At 68.0% G+C, this 18,158-nt stretch carries 17 protein-coding genes and 1 pseudogene; 4 read left to right on the forward strand and 14 right to left on the reverse strand.

What is annotated here, in order from left to right:
- Nucleotides 1-8 precede the first annotated feature (8 nt).
- Genes ASD34_RS03765 through ASD34_RS03775 form a run of 3 tightly spaced genes read left to right on the forward strand, consistent with a single transcriptional unit; the run spans nt 9 to nt 3,585 of the window.
- Nucleotides 9-1,190 (forward strand): acyl-CoA dehydrogenase family protein, encoded by a 1,182-nt coding sequence (locus tag ASD34_RS03765; RefSeq protein WP_056572887.1) that lies wholly within the window; start codon nt 9-11, stop codon nt 1,188-1,190.
- 23 nt (nt 1,191-1,213) lie between these two features.
- Nucleotides 1,214-2,407 carry a CaiB/BaiF CoA transferase family protein gene (locus ASD34_RS03770; protein ID WP_056572890.1) on the forward strand — a complete coding sequence of 398 codons (1,194 nt, stop codon included), beginning with the start codon at nt 1,214-1,216 and terminating at the stop codon, nt 2,405-2,407.
- Nucleotides 2,404-3,585 carry an acetyl-CoA C-acyltransferase gene (locus tag ASD34_RS03775; RefSeq protein WP_056572893.1) on the forward strand — a complete coding sequence of 394 codons (1,182 nt, stop codon included), beginning with the start codon at nt 2,404-2,406 and terminating at the stop codon, nt 3,583-3,585. Before ASD34_RS03770 ends, ASD34_RS03775 begins: the two co-directional genes overlap by 4 nt.
- Before the next feature lie 19 nt (nt 3,586-3,604).
- Here the strand turns inward: ASD34_RS03775 and ASD34_RS27810 are convergent.
- From ASD34_RS27810 to ASD34_RS03840, 14 genes and pseudogenes are all read right to left on the reverse strand, one after another.
- Nucleotides 3,605-3,877: pseudogene (locus ASD34_RS27810) on the reverse strand (IS3 family transposase); the annotation flags it as partial.
- 41 nt (nt 3,878-3,918) lie between these two features.
- A complete protein-coding gene (locus tag ASD34_RS03780; protein WP_056572896.1) occupies nt 3,919-4,782 on the reverse strand; it encodes an intradiol ring-cleavage dioxygenase in 864 nt (287 codons plus the stop codon).
- Nucleotides 4,766-5,809, reverse strand: coding sequence for a branched-chain amino acid ABC transporter permease (locus ASD34_RS03785; protein WP_056572899.1), 1,044 nt, complete (start codon nt 5,807-5,809; stop codon nt 4,766-4,768). Before ASD34_RS03785 ends, ASD34_RS03780 begins: the two co-directional genes overlap by 17 nt.
- 5 nt (nt 5,810-5,814) lie before the next feature.
- Nucleotides 5,815-6,792: a Bug family tripartite tricarboxylate transporter substrate binding protein gene (locus ASD34_RS03790; RefSeq protein ID WP_056572901.1), complete on the reverse strand. Its 978-nt coding sequence runs from the start codon at nt 6,790-6,792 to the stop codon at nt 5,815-5,817.
- 38 nt (nt 6,793-6,830) lie between these two features.
- Nucleotides 6,831-8,426 (reverse strand): sulfatase-like hydrolase/transferase, encoded by a 1,596-nt coding sequence (locus ASD34_RS03795; protein WP_056572904.1) that lies wholly within the window; start codon nt 8,424-8,426, stop codon nt 6,831-6,833.
- Nucleotides 8,427-8,437: 11 nt separating this feature from the next.
- On the reverse strand, nt 8,438-9,298 hold the full coding sequence (locus ASD34_RS03800; protein WP_056572906.1) for a branched-chain amino acid ABC transporter permease: 861 nt from the start codon (nt 9,296-9,298) through the stop codon (nt 8,438-8,440).
- A complete protein-coding gene (locus ASD34_RS03805) occupies nt 9,291-10,010 on the reverse strand; it encodes an ABC transporter ATP-binding protein (protein WP_056572909.1) in 720 nt (239 codons plus the stop codon). The genes ASD34_RS03800 and ASD34_RS03805 overlap by 8 nt, the downstream gene beginning before the upstream one ends.
- Entirely contained in the window at nt 10,007-10,726 is a 720-nt protein-coding gene (locus ASD34_RS03810) for an ABC transporter ATP-binding protein (protein WP_056573254.1), read from the reverse strand. The genes ASD34_RS03805 and ASD34_RS03810 overlap by 4 nt, the downstream gene beginning before the upstream one ends.
- A 12-nt stretch (nt 10,727-10,738) precedes the next feature.
- Nucleotides 10,739-11,992, reverse strand: coding sequence for an ABC transporter substrate-binding protein (locus ASD34_RS03815; RefSeq protein WP_056572912.1), 1,254 nt, complete (start codon nt 11,990-11,992; stop codon nt 10,739-10,741).
- A gap of 46 nt (nt 11,993-12,038) precedes the next feature.
- A complete protein-coding gene (locus ASD34_RS03820; protein ID WP_056572914.1) occupies nt 12,039-13,115 on the reverse strand; it encodes a maleylacetate reductase in 1,077 nt (358 codons plus the stop codon).
- Nucleotides 13,116-13,127: 12 nt separating this feature from the next.
- Complete coding sequence (locus ASD34_RS03825) at nt 13,128-14,591, reverse strand: aldehyde dehydrogenase family protein (protein WP_056573257.1); 1,464 nt, start codon at nt 14,589-14,591, stop codon at nt 13,128-13,130.
- A 98-nt stretch (nt 14,592-14,689) separates the two neighbouring features.
- A complete protein-coding gene (locus tag ASD34_RS03830) occupies nt 14,690-15,697 on the reverse strand; it encodes a hypothetical protein (RefSeq protein WP_056572917.1) in 1,008 nt (335 codons plus the stop codon).
- Between the two features lie 19 nt (nt 15,698-15,716).
- A complete protein-coding gene (locus tag ASD34_RS03835) occupies nt 15,717-16,226 on the reverse strand; it encodes a hypothetical protein (protein WP_056572920.1) in 510 nt (169 codons plus the stop codon).
- A gap of 157 nt (nt 16,227-16,383) precedes the next feature.
- Nucleotides 16,384-17,334, reverse strand: a complete 951-nt coding sequence (locus ASD34_RS03840) for a LysR family transcriptional regulator (protein ID WP_056572923.1) — start codon at nt 17,332-17,334, stop codon at nt 16,384-16,386.
- A 505-nt stretch (nt 17,335-17,839) separates the two neighbouring features.
- Here ASD34_RS03840 and ASD34_RS03845 point away from each other — a divergent pair.
- Nucleotides 17,840-18,130 carry a co-chaperone GroES gene (locus ASD34_RS03845; protein ID WP_056572926.1) on the forward strand — a complete coding sequence of 97 codons (291 nt, stop codon included), beginning with the start codon at nt 17,840-17,842 and terminating at the stop codon, nt 18,128-18,130.
- Nucleotides 18,131-18,158: the final 28 nt, after the last annotated feature.

Below are 18,158 nucleotides of genomic sequence, written 5' to 3' on the forward strand. Positions count from 1 at the left end.
AGACACGCATGCAAGACCCCATTCCCCATGCCCCGCAGGACTCGGACCTGGACGAGATCCGCCACGCCGTCGAGGCGCTGTGCACCCGCTTCGACGATGCCTACTGGTTGCGCAAGGACCAGGAAGGCGGCTTTCCGACCGAGTTCCATCAGGCGATCGCCGAGGCCGGCTGGCTCGGCGTGTGCATGCCCACCGAACTGGGCGGCGCCGGCCTGGGCATGCGCGAGGCGGCCACGCTGGTGCAGACCATTGCGGCCTCGGGCGCGGGCATGTCGGGCGCATCGGCGATCCACATGAACGTCTTCGGCCTGCAGCCGGTGGTGGTGTTCGGCAACCAGGAGCAGCAGCAGCGCATGCTGCCACCGCTGATCGCGGGCCGTGAGCGCGCGTGCTTCGCGGTGACCGAGCCGAGCGTCGGCCTGGACACCACGCGGCTGAAGACGCGCGCGGTGCGCCAGGGCGACCACTACGTCGTGCACGGCCAGAAGGTCTGGATCTCGACCGCACAGGTGGCCGAGAAGATGCTGCTGCTCGCGCGCACCCGGCCGATCGAGGAATGCGCGCGGCCGCAGCACGGGCTCTCGCTTTTCTACACGACGCTCGACCGCAGCAAGGTGCAGGTGCGCGAGATCGACAAGATGGGCCGCTCTGCGGTCGACTCGAACGAGCTGTTCATCGACGGGCTGCAGATTCCGGTGGAAGACCGCATCGGCGAGGAAGGCCGGGGTTTCGAATACATCCTGCACGGCATGAACCCGGAGCGCATCCTGATCGCGGCCGAGGCCGTGGGCCTGGGCCGCGCGGCGCTGCGAAAGGCCGTGCAGTACGCCAAGGAACGCGTGGTGTTCGACCGGCCCATCGGCATGAACCAGGCGATCCAGCATCCGCTGGCGGAACGCTGGATGAACCTGGAAGCCGCCAACCTCATGGTGCAGCGCGCGGCGCAGCTGTACGACCTGGGCCGCGACTGCGGCGCCGAGGCCAACAGCGCCAAGTTCCTCGCGGCCGAGGCCGGCTACCAGGCCTGCCTCACGGCCGTCATGACGCACGGCGGCTTCGGCTACGCGAAGGAATACCACGTGGAGCGCTATCTGCGTGAATCGCTGATCCCGCGCATCGCGCCGATCAGCCCCCAGATGATCCTGTGCTTCGTGGCCGAGAAAGTCCTCGGTCTCCCCAAATCCTACTGATCCCTACTGACCACGGAACTGCCATGACTTCTCTCCAAGGCTTGAAGGTCGTCGACCTCTCGCGCGTGCTCGGCGGCCCGCTGTGCGCCCAGATCCTGGGCGACCACGGCGCCGACGTGATCAAGGTCGAAGGCCCCTCGGGCGACGAGACCCGCACCTGGGGCCCGCCCTTCAAGGACGACATGGCCTCCTACTTCGCGGGCATCAACCGCAACAAGCAGACCATCTGCGTCGACCTGGGCGTGCCCGAAGGCCGCGAGGTGGTGCTGCGGCTGCTCGAAGACGCCGACGTGCTGATCGAGAACTTCAAGACCGGCACGCTGGAGCGCTGGGGCATGGGCTTTCACGAGGTGCTGTCGCAGCGCTTTCCGCGGCTCATTCATTGCCGCATCACGGGATTCGGCGACAGCGGCCCGCTGGGCGGACTGGCCGGCTACGACGCGGCAGTGCAGGCGCTGTCGGGGTTGATGAGCATCAACGGTGAACCCGCCGGCCAGCCCACGCGGCTGGGCGTGCCGATCGTCGACGTGACCACCGGCCTGAACGCGGCCATCGGCATCCTGATGGCGGTGGTCGAGCGCACCCGCAGCGGCCGGGGTCAGCAGGTCGAATCGACGCTGTACGACTGCGCGTTGTCGTCGCTGTACCCGCACTCGATCAACACGCTGTTCACTGGCAAGCCGCCGCTGCGCTCGGGCAACGGCCACCCGAACATAGCGCCCTACGACACCTACGCGACCGGCACTGAGCCGATCTTCCTGGCGGTGGGCAACAACGGGCAGTTCGAGCGTATGTGCAAGGTCGTCGGCCGCACCGACCTTCCGACGGACCCGCGCTTTGCCACCAACGCCGATCGCGCGGTGAACCGCTTCGTGCTCAAGTCCGAGATCGAATCGGCCTTTGCACCCTACAACGCGCAGCAGCTGTTCAGCGAGCTGACACGCGTCGGCGTGCCGTGCGGGGTGATCCAGAACGTGGTGGAAGCGCTGGCGCATCCGCACACGGCGCACCGCGACATGGTGGCCGAGATCGGCACGCACCGCTCCATCGCCTCGCCGATCAAGCTCAGCCGCACGCCGGCGAGCTACCGCTCGGCGCCGCAGCAGATCGGCCAATCGACCGTGCAGGTGCTGAAGGCCTCGGGCGTGCCAGACGCTGTCATCGATGCGCTGCTGTCGAGCGGTGCGATTCGTCAATCGGGGCAGGAGAAAGCATGAGCATCGATGCCGTCATCGTTTCCACCGCACGCACGCCCATCGGCAAGGCCTACCGCGGCGCCTTCAACGACACACACGGCGCGGTGCTCGGCGCGCACGCCGTGCGCCACGCGGTCGAACGCGCCGGGCTAGCCCACGACGAGATCGAGGACGTGATCATGGGCACGGCCCGTCCCGAGGGCAGCACGGGCATGAACATCGGACGCATCGTCGCGCTGCGCGCCGGTTTGCCCAGGCACACCGCGGGCGTGACCGTGAACCGCTTCTGCAGCTCGGGCCTGCAGGCCATTGCGATGGGCGCGCACAGCATCCTGTGCGACGGTGTGCCCGCGGTGGTGGCGGGCGGGCTCGACGCCGTGAGCCTCACGGTCAATACGCACACCAACACCTACCGCCAGCGCGACCCGTGGCTGGAGCAGCACGTGCCGGGCGTGTACCAGACCATGATCCAGACGGCCGAGAACGTGGCCACCCGCTACGGCATCGGCCGTGACAGGCAAGACGATTACGGCCTGCGCAGCCAGCAGCGCGCGGTGGCCGCGCGCGATGCCGGCGCCTTCGCGCAAGAGATCGCGCCCATCGACGTGCGCAAGCTCGTGGCCGGCAAGGACGGCGCGCCCGATGTGCGTGAAGACATCACACTGACGCACGACGAGGGCCTGCGCAGTACATCGGCGCAGCAACTGGCCGCGCTCAAGCCCGTGATCGAAGGCGGCCACATCACGGCGGGCAATGCGAGCCAGCTGTCCGATGGTGCTTCGGCCTGCGTGCTCATGAACAGCCGGCTGGCCGAGCAGCGCAACCTCACGCCGCTGGGCATCTTCCGCGGCTTTGCCGTGGCCGGTTGCGAGCCCGACGAGATGGGTATCGGCCCGGTGTTTGCAGTGCCGCGCCTGCTCGCGCGCTGCGGTGTGCGCGCCGATGACGTCGGGCTGTGGGAACTCAACGAAGCCTTCGCAGTGCAGGTGCTCTACTGCCGCGACCGGCTGGGCATTCCTGACGACCGCCTGAACATCCACGGTGGCGCGATCGCGATGGGGCATCCGTTCGGCATGTCGGGCTCGCGGCTTGTGGGGCATGCGCTGATCGCCGGCAAGGCGCTCGGAGTGCGCCATGTGGTTGTCACGATGTGCGTGGGCGGAGGAATGGGAGCGGCTGGGTTGTTCGAAGTTGTTTGAGTACCGCCCCATGCTTACCTAACCACGCCGGCCTGTCGATCGGATACGGCGCCTTGATGGTGAATGCGGTGAATGCGATGCAGCGCCGATGATCGAGGAAGTGCCTGACAGCTACCTCCTTCTGCTCCAGAGAATAATTGGGCTTCGAACGTGCATAGCCCCTTGGCAAGTCGAACCGCCGCTCGTACTCCCGGTACCAGCCCTTCGGCGCATTCTTGGTCGGATACCCCAGCTGGCGAATCGTCGCCCTGACGCGTTTGTCGAACTTGATGTGCAGCTCGACCGCTGGAATTCTGTCGTTTTATGAATACATGAACTGCCTCCTGGCAGGGATCAGCCCCCGGATGGCTCGAGCACGAACGCGAAGTCCAGCGTGTGAAACGGCCCGTCCTGCACGCTGCCGTCGGGCGCGCGGCCCGGGGCGTGCGCCGCGAAGTTGCCGATCAGCGAGCTGCGCACGCCGAACACCGCATCGCTGTCGAGGTACGGATCGCCCTCGCGGAAGACGTGCGTGATGAGCGTCTCGTAGCCCGGCGCCTGCACCATGAAGTGCACATGTGCGGGCCGCCACGGATGCCGCCGGGTCGCGCGCAGCATCGCGCCCACCGGTCCGTCGGTGGGAATCGGATAGGCCACCGGCGCCACGCCGCGAAACCACAGCCGGCCCTCAGCGTTCGTGCGCAAGACTGCCCGCCCCTGCAGGTGATCACCAGGCCGCTGCACGTCGTAGAAGCCTTCGGCATCGGCCTCCCACACATCCACCACTGCATCGGCAATAGGCTCGCCGTCGCGCCCGCGCACCATGGCTTGCACGAACAGCGGCTCGCCCACCGCGCCGGCCGAGATGTCGCCACCCAGCGGCAGCTGCGGCGCATTCGCCACGTGGAAGGGGCCGAACACGGTGGCCTCGGTGGCCTGCGGGCTCTTCGCGTGGTTCATCGCGACGGTGAGCATCGACAGGCCCAGCGTGTCCGACAGCAGGATGAACTCCTGGCGCTGCGCATCGCACTTCTGGCCCGTGGCGGTGAGGAACTCGATGCCGGCGGCCCACTCGGCCTCAGTGAGCTTCACTTCTCGCGCGAAGTCGTGCAGGTGACGCACGAGCGCTGACATCACTTCTTTCAGTCGCGCGTTCTCGCACCCGGCCATGCGCTCGAGCACGGCGGCGGTGATGGTGTGTTCATCGATGTTGCGCATGAGGGTCGAGCTCCAGAGAGGAAGAAGACGCAGACGCATGCGGCGGCATCAGCCGGCGCTGCGTCGGGAACAGGGACCAGGCCCAGCGCTGCTGCGCCCAGCCCCACAGGCCCTGCTTGAAGAAGAGCGTGGCCACGATGGCCAGCAGCCCGAGCCCCAGCAGATACCAGGTGCCGTAGTCGCTCAGGAACTTGTTCAGCGCCCAGAAGACGAGCGCGCCCACCAGCGGACCTTCGATGCGGCCGATGCCGCCGATCACGACCATGAAGATCGCGAAGGCCGTCCAGTTCGGCGCAAAGGCCGCGTCGGGGCTGATGCGCAGGTTGCCCACGAAGTACAGCGCCCCCGCCAGCCCCGCGCCGAAGGCCGCCACCACGTACACCGCGAGCTTCATGCGCGCCACCGGAATGCCCTGCGATTCGGCGGCCATCTCGTTGTCGCGGATCGCCAGCAGCGCCAGTCCGAAGCGACTGCGCAGGAACAGGTAGACCAGCGACACCGCCGCCACCACGCAGCCCAGCGCCATCCAGTAGGTGACGTTCTCGCGCGTGGCGCGCTCGATGCCGCGCAGCGCCGTGAGCGTGGTGCCCGAGCCGCCGCCCACCGCCGACACGTTGGCGAAGCTGAGCCGGAACACCTCGGCAATCACCCAGGTGCCGATGGCGAAGTAGCCACCCGACAGCCGGAAGGCGACGAAGGACACCGGCACCGCGATGAGCGCCGCCGCCAGCGCGCCGAGCGGAATCGCCACGAACGGATTGACGCCCGCGAAGTTGCCGAGCATCAGCATCACGTAGCCGCCGAAGCCGAAGAAGGCCTGCTGCCCGATGCTGACCATGCCGCCGTAGCCGGCCAGCAGGTTCCACATCATCGCGAAGATGAAGTAGCAGGCGATCTCGACGAACTCGCGCATCCAGCTCGGCTCGCCCCAGAAGGGCAGCGTGGCGGCCACCGCCACCAGCACGGCCGCGGTCCAGCCCGCGCGGCGGCTGCTGCCGGTGTCGATGACGACGCGGAAGGAGGCCATCGCGCTCAGTCCAGCTGCAGCTGTACGCGCGCGGCCACCAGGCCCCAGCGCTGGTGCTCGGCACGCAGGCGGCGCGCCGCTTCTTCAGGCGTGTTGGCCACCACCTCGAGGTCCATCGTGGCCAGCCGCTCGCGCAGCTCGGGTGCCGCCAGCGCCTTTGCCACCTCGGCCTGCAAGCGCGCGACCACGGCCGGTGGCGTGCTGCGCGGCATGGCCATCATCTCGGCGAAGCTGGCGTCATAGCCCTTGATGCCGGCCTGCGCCACGGTGGGCACCGCCGGCTGGCTGCCCAGGCGCTTGCTGCCCGACACGGCGATGGCCACCAGCTTGCCGTCGCGAATGATCGGGCCGACCGTCGGCGAGGCCAGGAAGCCGCAGGGCACCATGCCGCCCATCACGTCCTGCATGGCCGGGCTCGGACCGCGATAGGGCACGTGCTGCATCTGCACGCCGGCATCGGCCAGCAGCATCTCCATGGCCATGTGGCCGGGCACGCCGGGGCCGCCCGAGGCATAGCTCATCGGCTTGGCCCGGGCCGCGGCCAGCAGCTCGGGCAGGGTCTTGATGCCGGCACCGGGAAAACACACCAGTTCCTGGCTGAATGATGCAAGCTGCGTCACGGGCACCAGGTCTTCCATCGGCCGGAAGGCGAGCTTGCGGTACAGGTGCGGATTGATGGTGAGCATGGTGTCGGGCCCGACCAGCACGGTGTGACCGTCGGTGGCGCGCGCCACTTCCTGCATGCCGATGTTGCCGCCCGCCCCCGGCTTGTTGTCGACCACCACGGGCTGGCCCAGTGCCTTCTGCAGGGCCGGCTGCATCAGCCGCGAAATGATGTCGCCCGGCGCACCGGCCGGAAAGGCCACCACCAGCCGCACGGGCTTGCTGGGCCAGGTGTCGGCGGCGTGGCCGGGTGCGGCAACGGTGGCGAGCACGGCGGCCGCCGCCAGGCTGGCCGGGAGGGATCGACGGAAAGCGTTCATGGGATGTCTCCTTTTTTGAAATGGGATGCGCGCGCCGCCTACCAGGCGCCGATGAGGATGCCGGCCGCCAGCTCGCGCTGGTTCCAGCGTGCGATGTCGTCGGGCGCCACCGTGGGAAAGCGCCGCCGCTGGCGCAGCCAGTCGAACAGCAGGCCCAGCATCTGCTCGCGCACCGCGGCGAAGGCCGGGTCCCGGCCCAGGTCGACCAGCTCGTCGGGGTCGGCCTGCATGTCGAACAGTTGCGGCGGCAGGTCTTCGAAGTGCACGAACTTCCACCGGCGCGTGCGCAGCATCGTCATGTGGCAGCGCTCGACGGGCTGGTTCAGCGGCAGCCGCACCTCGTCGCGGAAGGCGAAGCTGTTCTCGCACACCACCACGTGCTTACCCGCCGCGCCCGCATGCCCGTGCAGCAGCGGTCGCAGCGACTGGCCTTCGAGCCATTCGGACGGCTGCGGCAGGCCCAGCGCATCGAGCATCGTGGGCACGAGGTCGATGCACTCGACCAGCGCGTCGCTCACGGTACCGCGGCGCGCATCGGCCTCGGCACGCGGGTCGACCACGATCAACGGCGCCCTCACGATCGGGTCATGGAACAACTCTTTCTCGCCCAACCAGTGGTCGCCCAGGTAGTCCCCGTGGTCGCTGGTGAAGACGACCAGCGTGTCGCGGTCCAGCCCCTGCTCGGCCATGAAGGCGAAAAGCCGGCCGAGCTGGTCGTCGACCTGCTTCACGAGCCCCATGTAGGTCGGCACCACGGTGTTGCGCACCTCGTCGCGGCTGAAGTTGCGGCTCACGGTCTCGCGCCGGAAGCCCTCCACCACCGGATGGGCGTCGACGCGCTCGGCCTCGCTGCGCACCACCGGCAGCATGTCCTCGGGTCCGTACATCGCGTGGTAGGGCGCGGGTGCCACGTAGGGCCAGTGCGGCTTGATGTACGACAGGTGCAGCACCCAGGGCGCGTTGCCGGCCTCGCGCATGAAATCGATCGCGCGCTCGGTCGTGTAGGGCGTCTCGCTGTGCGCGCCGGCGATGTGCGCGGGCCGGTCGGCCCAGCGCATCTGCCAGCCGCTCAGAATCTCGCCGTCGGGGCCACGGCCCGCGTTGGCGAAGTCGTGCCAGGGGTTGTCGGATTCATAGCCCTTGGCGCGCAGCCAGTCGCAGTACGCATTGCCCTGCACCTTGAAGCCCGGCGGCCAGATGCCATCGTCGCGCGCATAGGGCTCGAAGCCACCTTCCATCGCGAGCCGGCCCGCGCCCTGCGTCGGGTCCATGCCCAAGCGCCGGGCGCCCTCGGTGTCGGCCTCGACGTGCGTCTTGCCCACCAGCGCGCAGCGCACGCCGTGCGGACGCAGGTGGTCGCCCAGCGTCTTCTGCCCCACCGACAGCGGCACGAAGTTCCACATCGTCCCATGGCTGCTGACGTAGCGACCGGTGTAGGTCGACATGCGCGAGGCCCCGCACACCGCGCCCTGCGCATAGGCGTGGCTGAAGCGCACGCCGCGCGCGGCCAGCGCATCGATGTGCGGGGTCTGCAGGCGCGGATGACCGTAGCACGAGAGGTGGTCGGCGCGCAGCTGGTCGCACATGATGAACAGCACGTGCTTGAGGGGCGCGGGGGTGGTCTTGTCGGTCATGTCGAGCGTGGTCAGCGGGTCTTGGGGAACAGTCCCTGCGGCCGCAGCACCAGCACCGCGAGGAACACGAGATGGCCGAACCAGATACCCCAGCCCGGGTCGATGCGAAAACCGATCTGCTGCGCGATGCCCAGGATCATGGCACCAGCCAGCGTGCCCCAGAACGAGCCCATGCCGCCGATGATCACGGCCTCGAAGGCGAACAGCAGCAGCAGCGGGCCGTCCGACGGCGACACCGCGGTGCGCATGCCCTGCAACGCACCGGCGATGGCGATCAGCACGAAGGCGATGCCCGTGGCCAGCGCGTAGACCTGCTTCGCCCTCAGCCCCATCAGCTCGGCAATCTCGCGGTCGTCGGAGACCGCTCGGAAAGTGCGGCCCAAGGACGTGCGCGCGAACATCCATTGCATCGCGGCCGTGGCGGCCACTGCCACCGCCAGGATCACCAGCGGCAGCGCACCCAGTGCCAGCGCATCGCCCAACGGCACCGAGGCCGTGGCCAGCGCACCGACCTCGATCGCGCGCGGGTCGGCCGAGAACAGCTCCAGCAGCAGGTTCTGGATCACGATCGACAGGCCGAAGGTCACGACCAGCGAGGGCAGCGGGTCCTTGCCCAGCGTGCCGTTGAGCACGTGGCGCTGCAGCAGGTAGCCGAAGCCGAAGGCCAGCGGCAGCACCGCGAGCACCACCAGCCATGGCACAGATGCGCCGGTCATCGAGACACCGGCGATCACCGCGAAGGCGCCCAGGATGATGAAGTCGCCCTGCGCCGTGTTGGTCAGCCGCATGACGCCGAACATCAGCGACTGGCCCAGCGCGAACAGCGTGTAGAGGCCGCCGAGCAGCACGCCTTGAAGCAGGGTTTCAAGCATGGGAGTCCTCGATGCCGAAGTAAGCCTGCGATATCTGCTCGGGCGTGAGTTCGTCCGAGCGCCCCGTGAGCGACACGCGCCCGTCCTGGAAGCAGTACACGCGCTGCGACACCTGCCGCGCCATGCGCACGTCCTGCTCCACGATCACGACCGTCATGCCCTCCCCCGTGATGGCCGGCATGGCCGCATAGATCTCGCGGATGACGACCGGCGCCAGGCCGAGCGAGAGCTCGTCGCACAGCAGCACCTCGGGGTTGCTCATGAGCGCGCGGCCCAGCGCCACCATCTGCTGCTGCCCGCCCGACAGCGAGGTGGCGGGCTGGCGCCGCTTCTCGGCCAGGATGGGAAAGAGGCCGTACAGGCGCTGCAGGTTCCACGGCCCCGCGCGGCGCGGCGCGGCGCCCATCAGCAGGTTCTCTTCCACGCTCAGGCTCGGAAACAGGCGCCGGCCTTCCGGCACCATCGCCAGGCCGCGCCGCACGATCTCGCCGGGCGGCAGGCCGCCGATGGGCTCGCCCTTGAAGCGGATCGCGTCGGACGGCGCGCGCAGCAGGCCCGTGAGGCTCTTGAGAAAGGTCGACTTGCCCGCGCCGTTGGCGCCGATGACCGCCACCAGCTCGCCCGCCGACAGCGTGAAGTCGATGCCGAACAGGGCCTGTGCATCGCCGTAGAAGGCTTGCAGGTCGTGGGTATCGAGGAGTGGTGCGGTCATGCCTCGATCCCCATGTACACGCGCCGCACCTCGGGGTCGTTCATCACCGCGCGCGGCGTGCCTTCCGCCAGCTGCTGCCCGAAGTTGATGACGAACAGCCGGTCGGCCAGCGACAGCAGCGCATGCACCACGTGCTCGATCCAGATCATGGTCACGCCGCGCGCCTTGATGCGCTTGAGCTCCGCCACCAGCACCGCGGCCTCGGGCTCGGTGAGCCCGCCCGCGATCTCGTCGAGCAGCAGCAGGCGCGGCTTCGTCGCGAGCGCACGCGCCAGCTCCAGCCGCTTCCGGTCGAGCAGCGTGAGTCCGCCGGCCGGCTTGTTGGCGTGCGGCGTCAGGCCCGTCTGGCCCAGCACCTCGTGCGCCGTCTCCCAGGCCTCGCGCTCGGCCTGCTGGCCGCCGAAGCAGGCGGCGGTGACGAGGTTCTCGAACACGCTCATGTGCCCGAAAGGCTGCGGCACCTGGTAGCTGCGGCCGATGCCGGCGCGGCAGCGCTGATGCGGGCGCAGCCGCGTCACGTCGCGGCCCGCGTATTCCACGCGGCCGGCGTCGACGCGCGCGTCGCCCGAGATCAGGTTGAACAGCGTGGTCTTGCCCGCGCCGTTGGGCCCGAGGATGCCCAGCGTCTCGCCCTCGGTCACCGCCAGCGTGATGCCATCGGTGACCTTGAGCGCCCCGAAGGACTTGCTCACGCCGTGCAAGGCCAGCAGCGTCATGGCAGCCGTCACTCAGAGCAGGCGCAGCGCGCCGCCGGTGGGGATGGCCTTCGCGGCCTCGTTGTTCACGAGGGTCAGTTCGAACTTGCGCTGCTTGCCCTTGCCCCACTGGCCGAGCACCAGCGGTGTCTTGCTGACGTTCTTGAACGGACCCTGGCCGCCCCACTTCACGGAGCCGACCACGGAGTTGATCGAGGTCGTAGCCACGGCATCGCGCACGTCGCCGGCCTTGAGCGACTTCGAGCGCGACAAGGCGTTTGCCGCCACTTCGAACAGCGCATGCGCAAAACCGATGGGTTGCGTCCACTGCTTCTTCGTGTCGGCCTCGTAGGCTTCGGCCAGCGCCTTCGCGCTCTGCTGCGTGAGGCTCGATGTGAACGGATGCGAGGGGCTCCACCACACCTCGGTCGAGAGACCATCGCCCAGGTCGCCCAAAGCTTCGATGGCGCCCGGGAACAGCAGCGCCTTGCCGAGCGTGATCACCTTGGGCTTGAAGCCCTGCTGGCGCGCCTGCGTGAGGAAGGTCTTGGCATCGGGCGGGATCACCACGCCGGTGACGATCTCGACGTTGCCGCGCTTGAAGGCCGCGATCTGCGCGCTGAAGTCCTGCGTGCCGTTCTGGAAGCGGCCGGGGTCGGTGAGCGTGAAGCCCATCTGCGCGAGCGGCTTGGGAAAGCCCAGCTCCTTGTCGCCCCAGGCGTTGCCGTCGCCGTCGTTGGGGAACAGACCACCGACCTTCTTGTTGGTGGCCACGGTCTTCCAGCCGTTGGTGAAGGTGGCGATGACGTCTTCGAGCCCCCAGAACAGGTGGTAGGTCCAGTTGAAGCCCTTGGCCGGATCGCCCTTGCGACCGAAGAACCAGGGCTGCCATGGCACCACGCTGGAGATGCACGGCACCTCGTTGAGTTCGCAGGCGTCGCTGACCGGGTTGGCGGTCTCGGGCGTGCCGGCCGTGAGCACGAGCGCGACCTTGTCCTTCAGGATCAGGTCATTCGCCACCTCGCCCGCGCGATTGGGGTTCGACTGGCTGTCCTTCAGCACGATCTGCACGGCGTACTTTTTTCCGCCCACGCTGACGCCGTCCTTGAAGGCGGTCTTCATCTGCTCGATCACCCATTTGTCGGCCTCGCCGAAGGGCGCGAGTGGCCCGGTCTGCGGCGACACGTAGCCGATCTTCAGCGTGTCGGCGGCGAACACCAGCGGCGCGGCGCCCGTGGCGGCAAGTGCGGCGGCGGCTTGCGTGAAGTGTCTGCGGTTGAATGTCATGGCTGTCTCCTTCGTTGTTCGTGTGTCTCTGTGCATGCCCCGCGGATCAACCCGGCGGCTCGCCGTCGAAGGCGCGCTGCAGCAGCGCGCGGATCGCGTCGCGCTCGGCCGGGCCGAAGAGCCGCGGGTTCCAGTACGGGTGGGCGACGGCAATGTCCGCCGCGCGGTCGAGGTCGGCGGCGCGCATGCCGATGTCCTTCAGCGCCACCGGTGCGCCGTTGTCGCGCGCCAGTGCATAGACCGCCGCCGGCGCCCCTGCCGCCGACAGACCGCCGAGCGCGCGCTCGATGCGCGCCATGGCGCGCGGCGCGGCCTGCGCGTTGAACGCGAGCGCATGCGGCAGCACCACCGTGTGCACCTCGGCATGCGGCAGGTTGAAGCTGCCGCCCAGCGTGTGGCACAGCTTGTGGTGCAGGGCCATGCCCACCGCACCGAGCACACCGCCGCACAGCCAGGCGCCGTACAGCGCGTCGGAACGCGCCGCCAGGTCGTCGGGCTGCGTGCGGATGGCGGGCAGCGCGCGTGCGAGCGCGGCGATGCCCTCCTCGGCCATCAGGTCCATCACCGGATTGCTGTCCTGCGCGTACAGGCCTTCGGCCGCATGCGCGATGGCGTTGATGCCGCTGGTCACGCTCAGGCCCACGGGCAGCGTGCGAGACAGCTCGGGGTCGTAGATCACCGTGCGCGGCAGCACGCGCGGGTCCTTGCCGGTCTTCTTCAGGCCGTTCTCGGTGAGGCCGTAGATCGGCGTCATCTCGCTGCCCGCGTAGGTGGTGGGGATGACGACGATCGGCAGCCCGGACTCCAGCGCGATGGCCTTGCCCAGCCCCGTGGTGGAACCGCCGCCGAGCGCCACGGCGCAGTCGGCACCGAGCTGGCGCGCCAGGTCGCGGGCCTCACGCGCGGTCTCGACCGGCACATGCATCACGGCCCGGTCGAACAGACCGGCCGCCTGCGCGCCGAGCGAGGCCGCCACGCGCTCAGCCTGCGGCCGTTGCTCGGGCGTACAGAGCACCAGCGCCCGCTTCGCGCCCAACGCATCGATCTCGCGCGCCAGGTGGCGCAGCGAGCCCGCGCCGAACACCACGCGCTGCGGATGGGTGGTGTGGATGAAGTCGTGCATGGCCCGTTCCGTTCAGCGCACGAAGTGCGGCGGAATCTGCGCATCGACGTTGACCCACACGCTTTTCACCTGCGTGTACTCGCGCATCGCGTCGAAGCCCATCTCCCGGCCGTAGCCGCTCTGGCCCACGCCGCCGAAGGGCGAGCCGGGGTTCACGCGCTTGTAGCTGTTGATCCAGACCATGCCGGCGTGCAGGTCGCGCGCCACCTTATGGGCGCGCTGCAGGTCGCGGGTCCACAGGCCGCTGCCCAGGCCGTAGTCAGTGCCGTTGGCGATCTGCATCGCCTCTTCGTCGCTCTTGAAGGTGAGCACAGTGACGAAGGGGCCGAACACCTCTTCCTGCGCGACGCGGTCCTGGTACGACTTTGCGCGCACCACGGTCGGCTCCACGTAGCAGCCCTGTGCCAGATCGCCGCCCGGCGAGCGGCCACCGGCCAGCACTTCGCCGCCCTGCCCCTGCGCCACCTCGACATAGCTCAGCACGCGGTCGCGGTGCTGGGCACTCGTGAGCGGGCCCATCTCGGTGTTCTCGTTGAGCGGGTTGCCCAGGCGGATGGATTTCGCGAGCGGAATGAACTGCTCGAGGAAGGCGTCGGCGATCTTCTCGTGCAGCATCAGCCGCGAGCCCGCGATGCAGGCCTGCCCCTGGTTGTGGAAGATGGCCCAGGCGCTGCCGTTCACGGCCGCCTGCAGGTTCGCATCTTCGAACACGATGTTGGGGCCCTTGCCGCCGAGTTCGAGCTGGATCTTCTTCAGATTACCCGCGCTGGCCTGCACGATGCGCCGGCCGGTGGCGGTGCTGCCGGTGAAGGCGATCTTGGCGATCTCGGGGTGCTCGGCGATGTACTGGCCCGCCACGCTGCCCAGGCCCGGCAGCATATTGACCACGCCGGGCGGCACGCCCGCCTCGGCCATCAGCTCGGCGATGCGCAGCGAGGTGAGCGGCGTGATCTCGGCCGGCTTCATCACGATGCAGTTGCCGGCCGCCAGCGCGGGCGCCATCTTCCAGCTCGTGAACATGAGCGGGAAGTTCCACGGCACGACCTGGCCGACGATGCCCACGGGCTCGCGCAGCGTGTAGTTGAGAAAGCCCTCCTCCACCGGAATGGTCTCGCCCTGGAACTTGTCGGCCATGCCGCCGAAGTAGCGGAAGCACCCGGCGGTGCGTGGCACGTCGAGCCGGCGCGAGTCGCGGATCGGATGGCCGGTGTCCAGCGATTCGAGCCGCGCGAGCTCTTCGCCGTTGGCCTCGATGAGGTCGGCCAGCTTCAGCAGGATGCGGCCGCGGTCGGCCGCAGCCATGCGGCTCCACTTCGGAAAGGCGCGCTTCGCGGCGGCCACGGCCTTGTCGACGTCGGCCTTGCCGGCCAGCGCGACCTGGGCGATGGGCGTGTTGTCGTGCGGGTTCAGCGTGGCGAGCGTCTCGCCGGATTCGGCGTCGACGAAGCGACCGTCGATGAAGAGCTGGTGGCGGATGGAAAGAGCAGGCATGGGTTCTCCTCGCCCTCCCCACACGGGGAGGGCTGGATGGATGGGAGGCAGGAAGAAAGAAGAGGCGGCGGCGGGCCGGCCGGTCAGAACTCGACCGGGATCTCCGGGCTCTCGCCCTTCTGGATCTCGTAGACCAGGCTGGGCGAGCCGTTCTCCCACACCAGCAGCATCGAGCGCTTGGGGCTGAAGCCCTGGTGGCGGCAGTAGGCAGGCATGGCGGCCATGTCGCCGGCCTTCATGATCACGCGGGCCATGGGCTTGCCGGTGTTCTTGTCGCCGCAGTCCCAGTGGATCTCGTCGGTCATCTGGAAGAACCACTCGACGCGGTCGTTGCCGTGGATGATCGGCAGGATGTGCTCCTCGGTCGTCGGGCACATGAAGCTGTGCTTCACCACCGAGGTGAAGCTCGGGTTCCAGGTGACCTGCGAGCGGCTCAGGAAGCCGAAGAGATTGAAGGCATGCACCTCGTTCTCGAAACCGGGCTCGGGGTGCAGCTCGGGCTGGCCCTGCGGCACATCGACGAAGGCGCGGTTGATGGGCGCGCCGCGCTCGTCGCTGCGCAGGTCGAGGTCGCCCTTCAGGCCCACGCAGCGCTTGGCCAACTCGCGCGCCCGGGTGATCTTGGCGGTGTTGTTGCCGTTCTTGCGGCCGTAGGGCGAGCCAGTTTCCTGCGGCGCGGCGAAAGGGTCGAAGCTCTCGTTGGTCCAGTCGTCGAGCATGGCCTCGAAGGTGGCGCGGATCTGCGCCGTGGGGAAGTTCTCGAGCAGGTCGATGCCCGCGTCCTTCATCGTGCCGTTGAAGCTGCCAGCATAGAGGTCGACCGAGTCGTAGTGGTTGACCGTGCCGAACACGTTGTCGAAGTTGACCCAGCCGTAGAAGAAGCCCCAGGCCACGTCGCGCATCAGCGCGCGCAGGTAGTTGCCGGCGTCCATCGTGTGGCTCATGGGACGGCCGTCGCGGGTCTTCCAGTTGATGTGAACGAAGTACTCGTCCCGTCGAAAGCCGAAGCTGCCGAGCGAGAAATTCTTGTAGCCGAGCGTGGCGTCAGGCTGCGATGCGATGACCTTGGCGAGTTCTGCGGGTGCGTTCATGGTGTGCCTCCTGGATGGCTCAGTGCGTCTGGCAGATGTCTGCCCACTTCTCGATGGACAGATCGCCCTTGCAGGTCTGCAGCACGATCACGCCCGGCTCGCCGGCCACGCGGAACTGGTAGGCCGTGTTCTTCGGCAGCAGACCCTGGTGGCCGCGCGAGAGCTTCATCCAGCCCATCTTCTTGCCCTGAGGCTCGCCCTTCACGAGCACGGCGCCGTTCTTCTCGGTGTCGGCCACGGCCTGGGCCGCATCGAGCTGCACGAGGTGCACTTCGACGTCGCCGTCCATCACCAGCGCGAACTCGTCGTGCGCGCAGGTGTACCAGGGCGAGGTGCCTTCGGCGCGCAGCGTTTCCAGCACGTAGATCTGGTTCTGGCCGAACACGACCTTCTCGTACGGTGCGCTGATGCTGGCGATCTCGAAGCAGTTGGAGAACGCGTAGTGGCGCACGTCGTCGTCGATCGGCTCGACGTGGCCTTTCTCGAAGTGCTTGAGGGACCCGAAGCGGGTCTGGTATGCAACGGTCATGGGTGTCTCCTGAGGTGCCGGACGATGCAGCGTGGTGGCCGCGATGTGTGCACTGTAGGAAACGGGGGGCGCGAGCGGTAGGCCCAAAACGCGGGCCGCATTGTTCGGCAAATCCGTTCAATGCACAGGGTTTACCCCGGAACGGACTTCGTTCGCGTCAGGCGTCCCAGATCAGGCCCGGCGGCAGCAGGCCGCGTTCGATCATGGCCGCGTCCCACGGCGGCACCTTGGAAAAGGCCTGGGTCAGGTGCTCGATGAACAGCCGCAGCTTGAACGCATTGCGCGATGTGCCCGCATACACCGCGCTGAGCGAAAACGACGACAGCTGGTGCGACGGCAGCACCACCTCCAGGTCGCCGCGCAGGATCGCCTCGCCGGCCACCAGCGTCGGCAGGCAGACGATGCCGGCGTGCTCCATGGCGTACTCGCGCAGCAGGTGGACGCTGTTGGTGAGCAGCGCCGCGCTCATGTACAGCGTGACCTGTTCACCGGCGTGATGGAAGGTCCAGCGGTCGCGCGTGGGGTAGCCCGAGTACAGGCCGAGCGTGTGCTTGTGCAGTTCGCGCGGGCTCGCGGGCCGGCCGTGCGCGCGCAGGTACTCGGGCGTGGCGCAGAACACCCGGCGCACCGGAAACAGCGGACGCGACACCAGCTCGGTCGACGCCGCCGGAAAGATCTGCAGCGCGCAATCGACGCCCGCCTTCACCGGGTCGACCACCGCGTCGCTCACGATGAGCTCCAGGTGGATGTCCGGAAAGCTCACCTGGAAGGCGCGCAGCAGCGTCGCGAAATGCCCCAGCACGAAACCCGTGAGCGCATGCACGCGCAGCGTGCCGGTGGGCCCGTCCTTGGCGTCGCGCATCTGGTCCATGATGTCGTTGGCCCGCCCGACCAGCTCGACGCAGTCGCGCAGGAAGGCCTGCCCCACGTCGCTGAGCCGCACCACGCGCGTGCTGCGGTGGAACAGCGGCGCGCCGACATGGTCTTCGAGCTGCTTCACGCGGCTGGTCACCACCGATTTCGACACCCGCAGCTGGCGCGCGGCCTCGGCAAAGCTCTGGGTCTGTGCGACCCGCACGAAAGTCTCTATGTTCTCGAGGCGGTCCATGGGTCACGCAATGTAGCGGGTCTGCGGCAGCGACCGGCCCGCCGCACAGTGTGAAGTCCTGCGCAATCCTGCACGGAGATTGAGCACAGACCCTTCAATTCGCTCACAAATGCCTGCGCGCCGCGGCCGTGCACGGCGTGACTGCGCCGCCTGCCAGGAAGTGGCTCGGCCGCTACCTGGCAGGCGGCGAAGTCGCCTCAGCCGGCAATTTGTCGGCGGAAGACGGAGAGCGGATGCCGACGTACGTCCGGCATATTCATGAGTGTTTGGTCACATTTCCCAGCCTGCAGCAGCAATACCCCTCGGAAAAGTACGGTCGTGCAGTTCCGAGTGAGCTGAGAACCGACAGCTGTCGTGGGCCCTCGCACTTGAAAGGTCATCGAATGCCCTTATGATTAGCACTCGCTGCTGACGAGTGCTAACAGCCCTCCCATCCAGTCGACAGGTCGCCGGTTCTCCGGCGTCCAACCACAAACAAACCCGTTTCTATCCTCCAGGAGATGCAATGAAACTTCGTCCTTTGGCCGATCGCGTGATCGTCAAGCGTGTTGACAGCGAAACCAAGACCGCCTCCGGCATCGTCATCCCCGACGCAGCCGCCGAAAAGCCCGATCAGGGTGAAGTCCTGGCCGTGGGCCCGGGCAAGCGCAACGACAAGGGCGAGCTGGCCGCACTGACCGTCAAGGTCGGCGACCGCGTCCTGTTCGGCAAGTACAGCGGCCAGACCGTCAAGGTCGACGGCGACGAACTGCTCGTCATGAAGGAAGACGACCTGTTCGCAGTCGTCGAGAAGTAATTCAACAGATCCATTCGGAGTAAATAAA

It is taken from the genome of Variovorax sp. Root473, assembly GCF_001426505.1.
In the GTDB taxonomy this organism is placed as follows: Bacteria; Pseudomonadota; Gammaproteobacteria; order Burkholderiales; family Burkholderiaceae_C; genus Variovorax.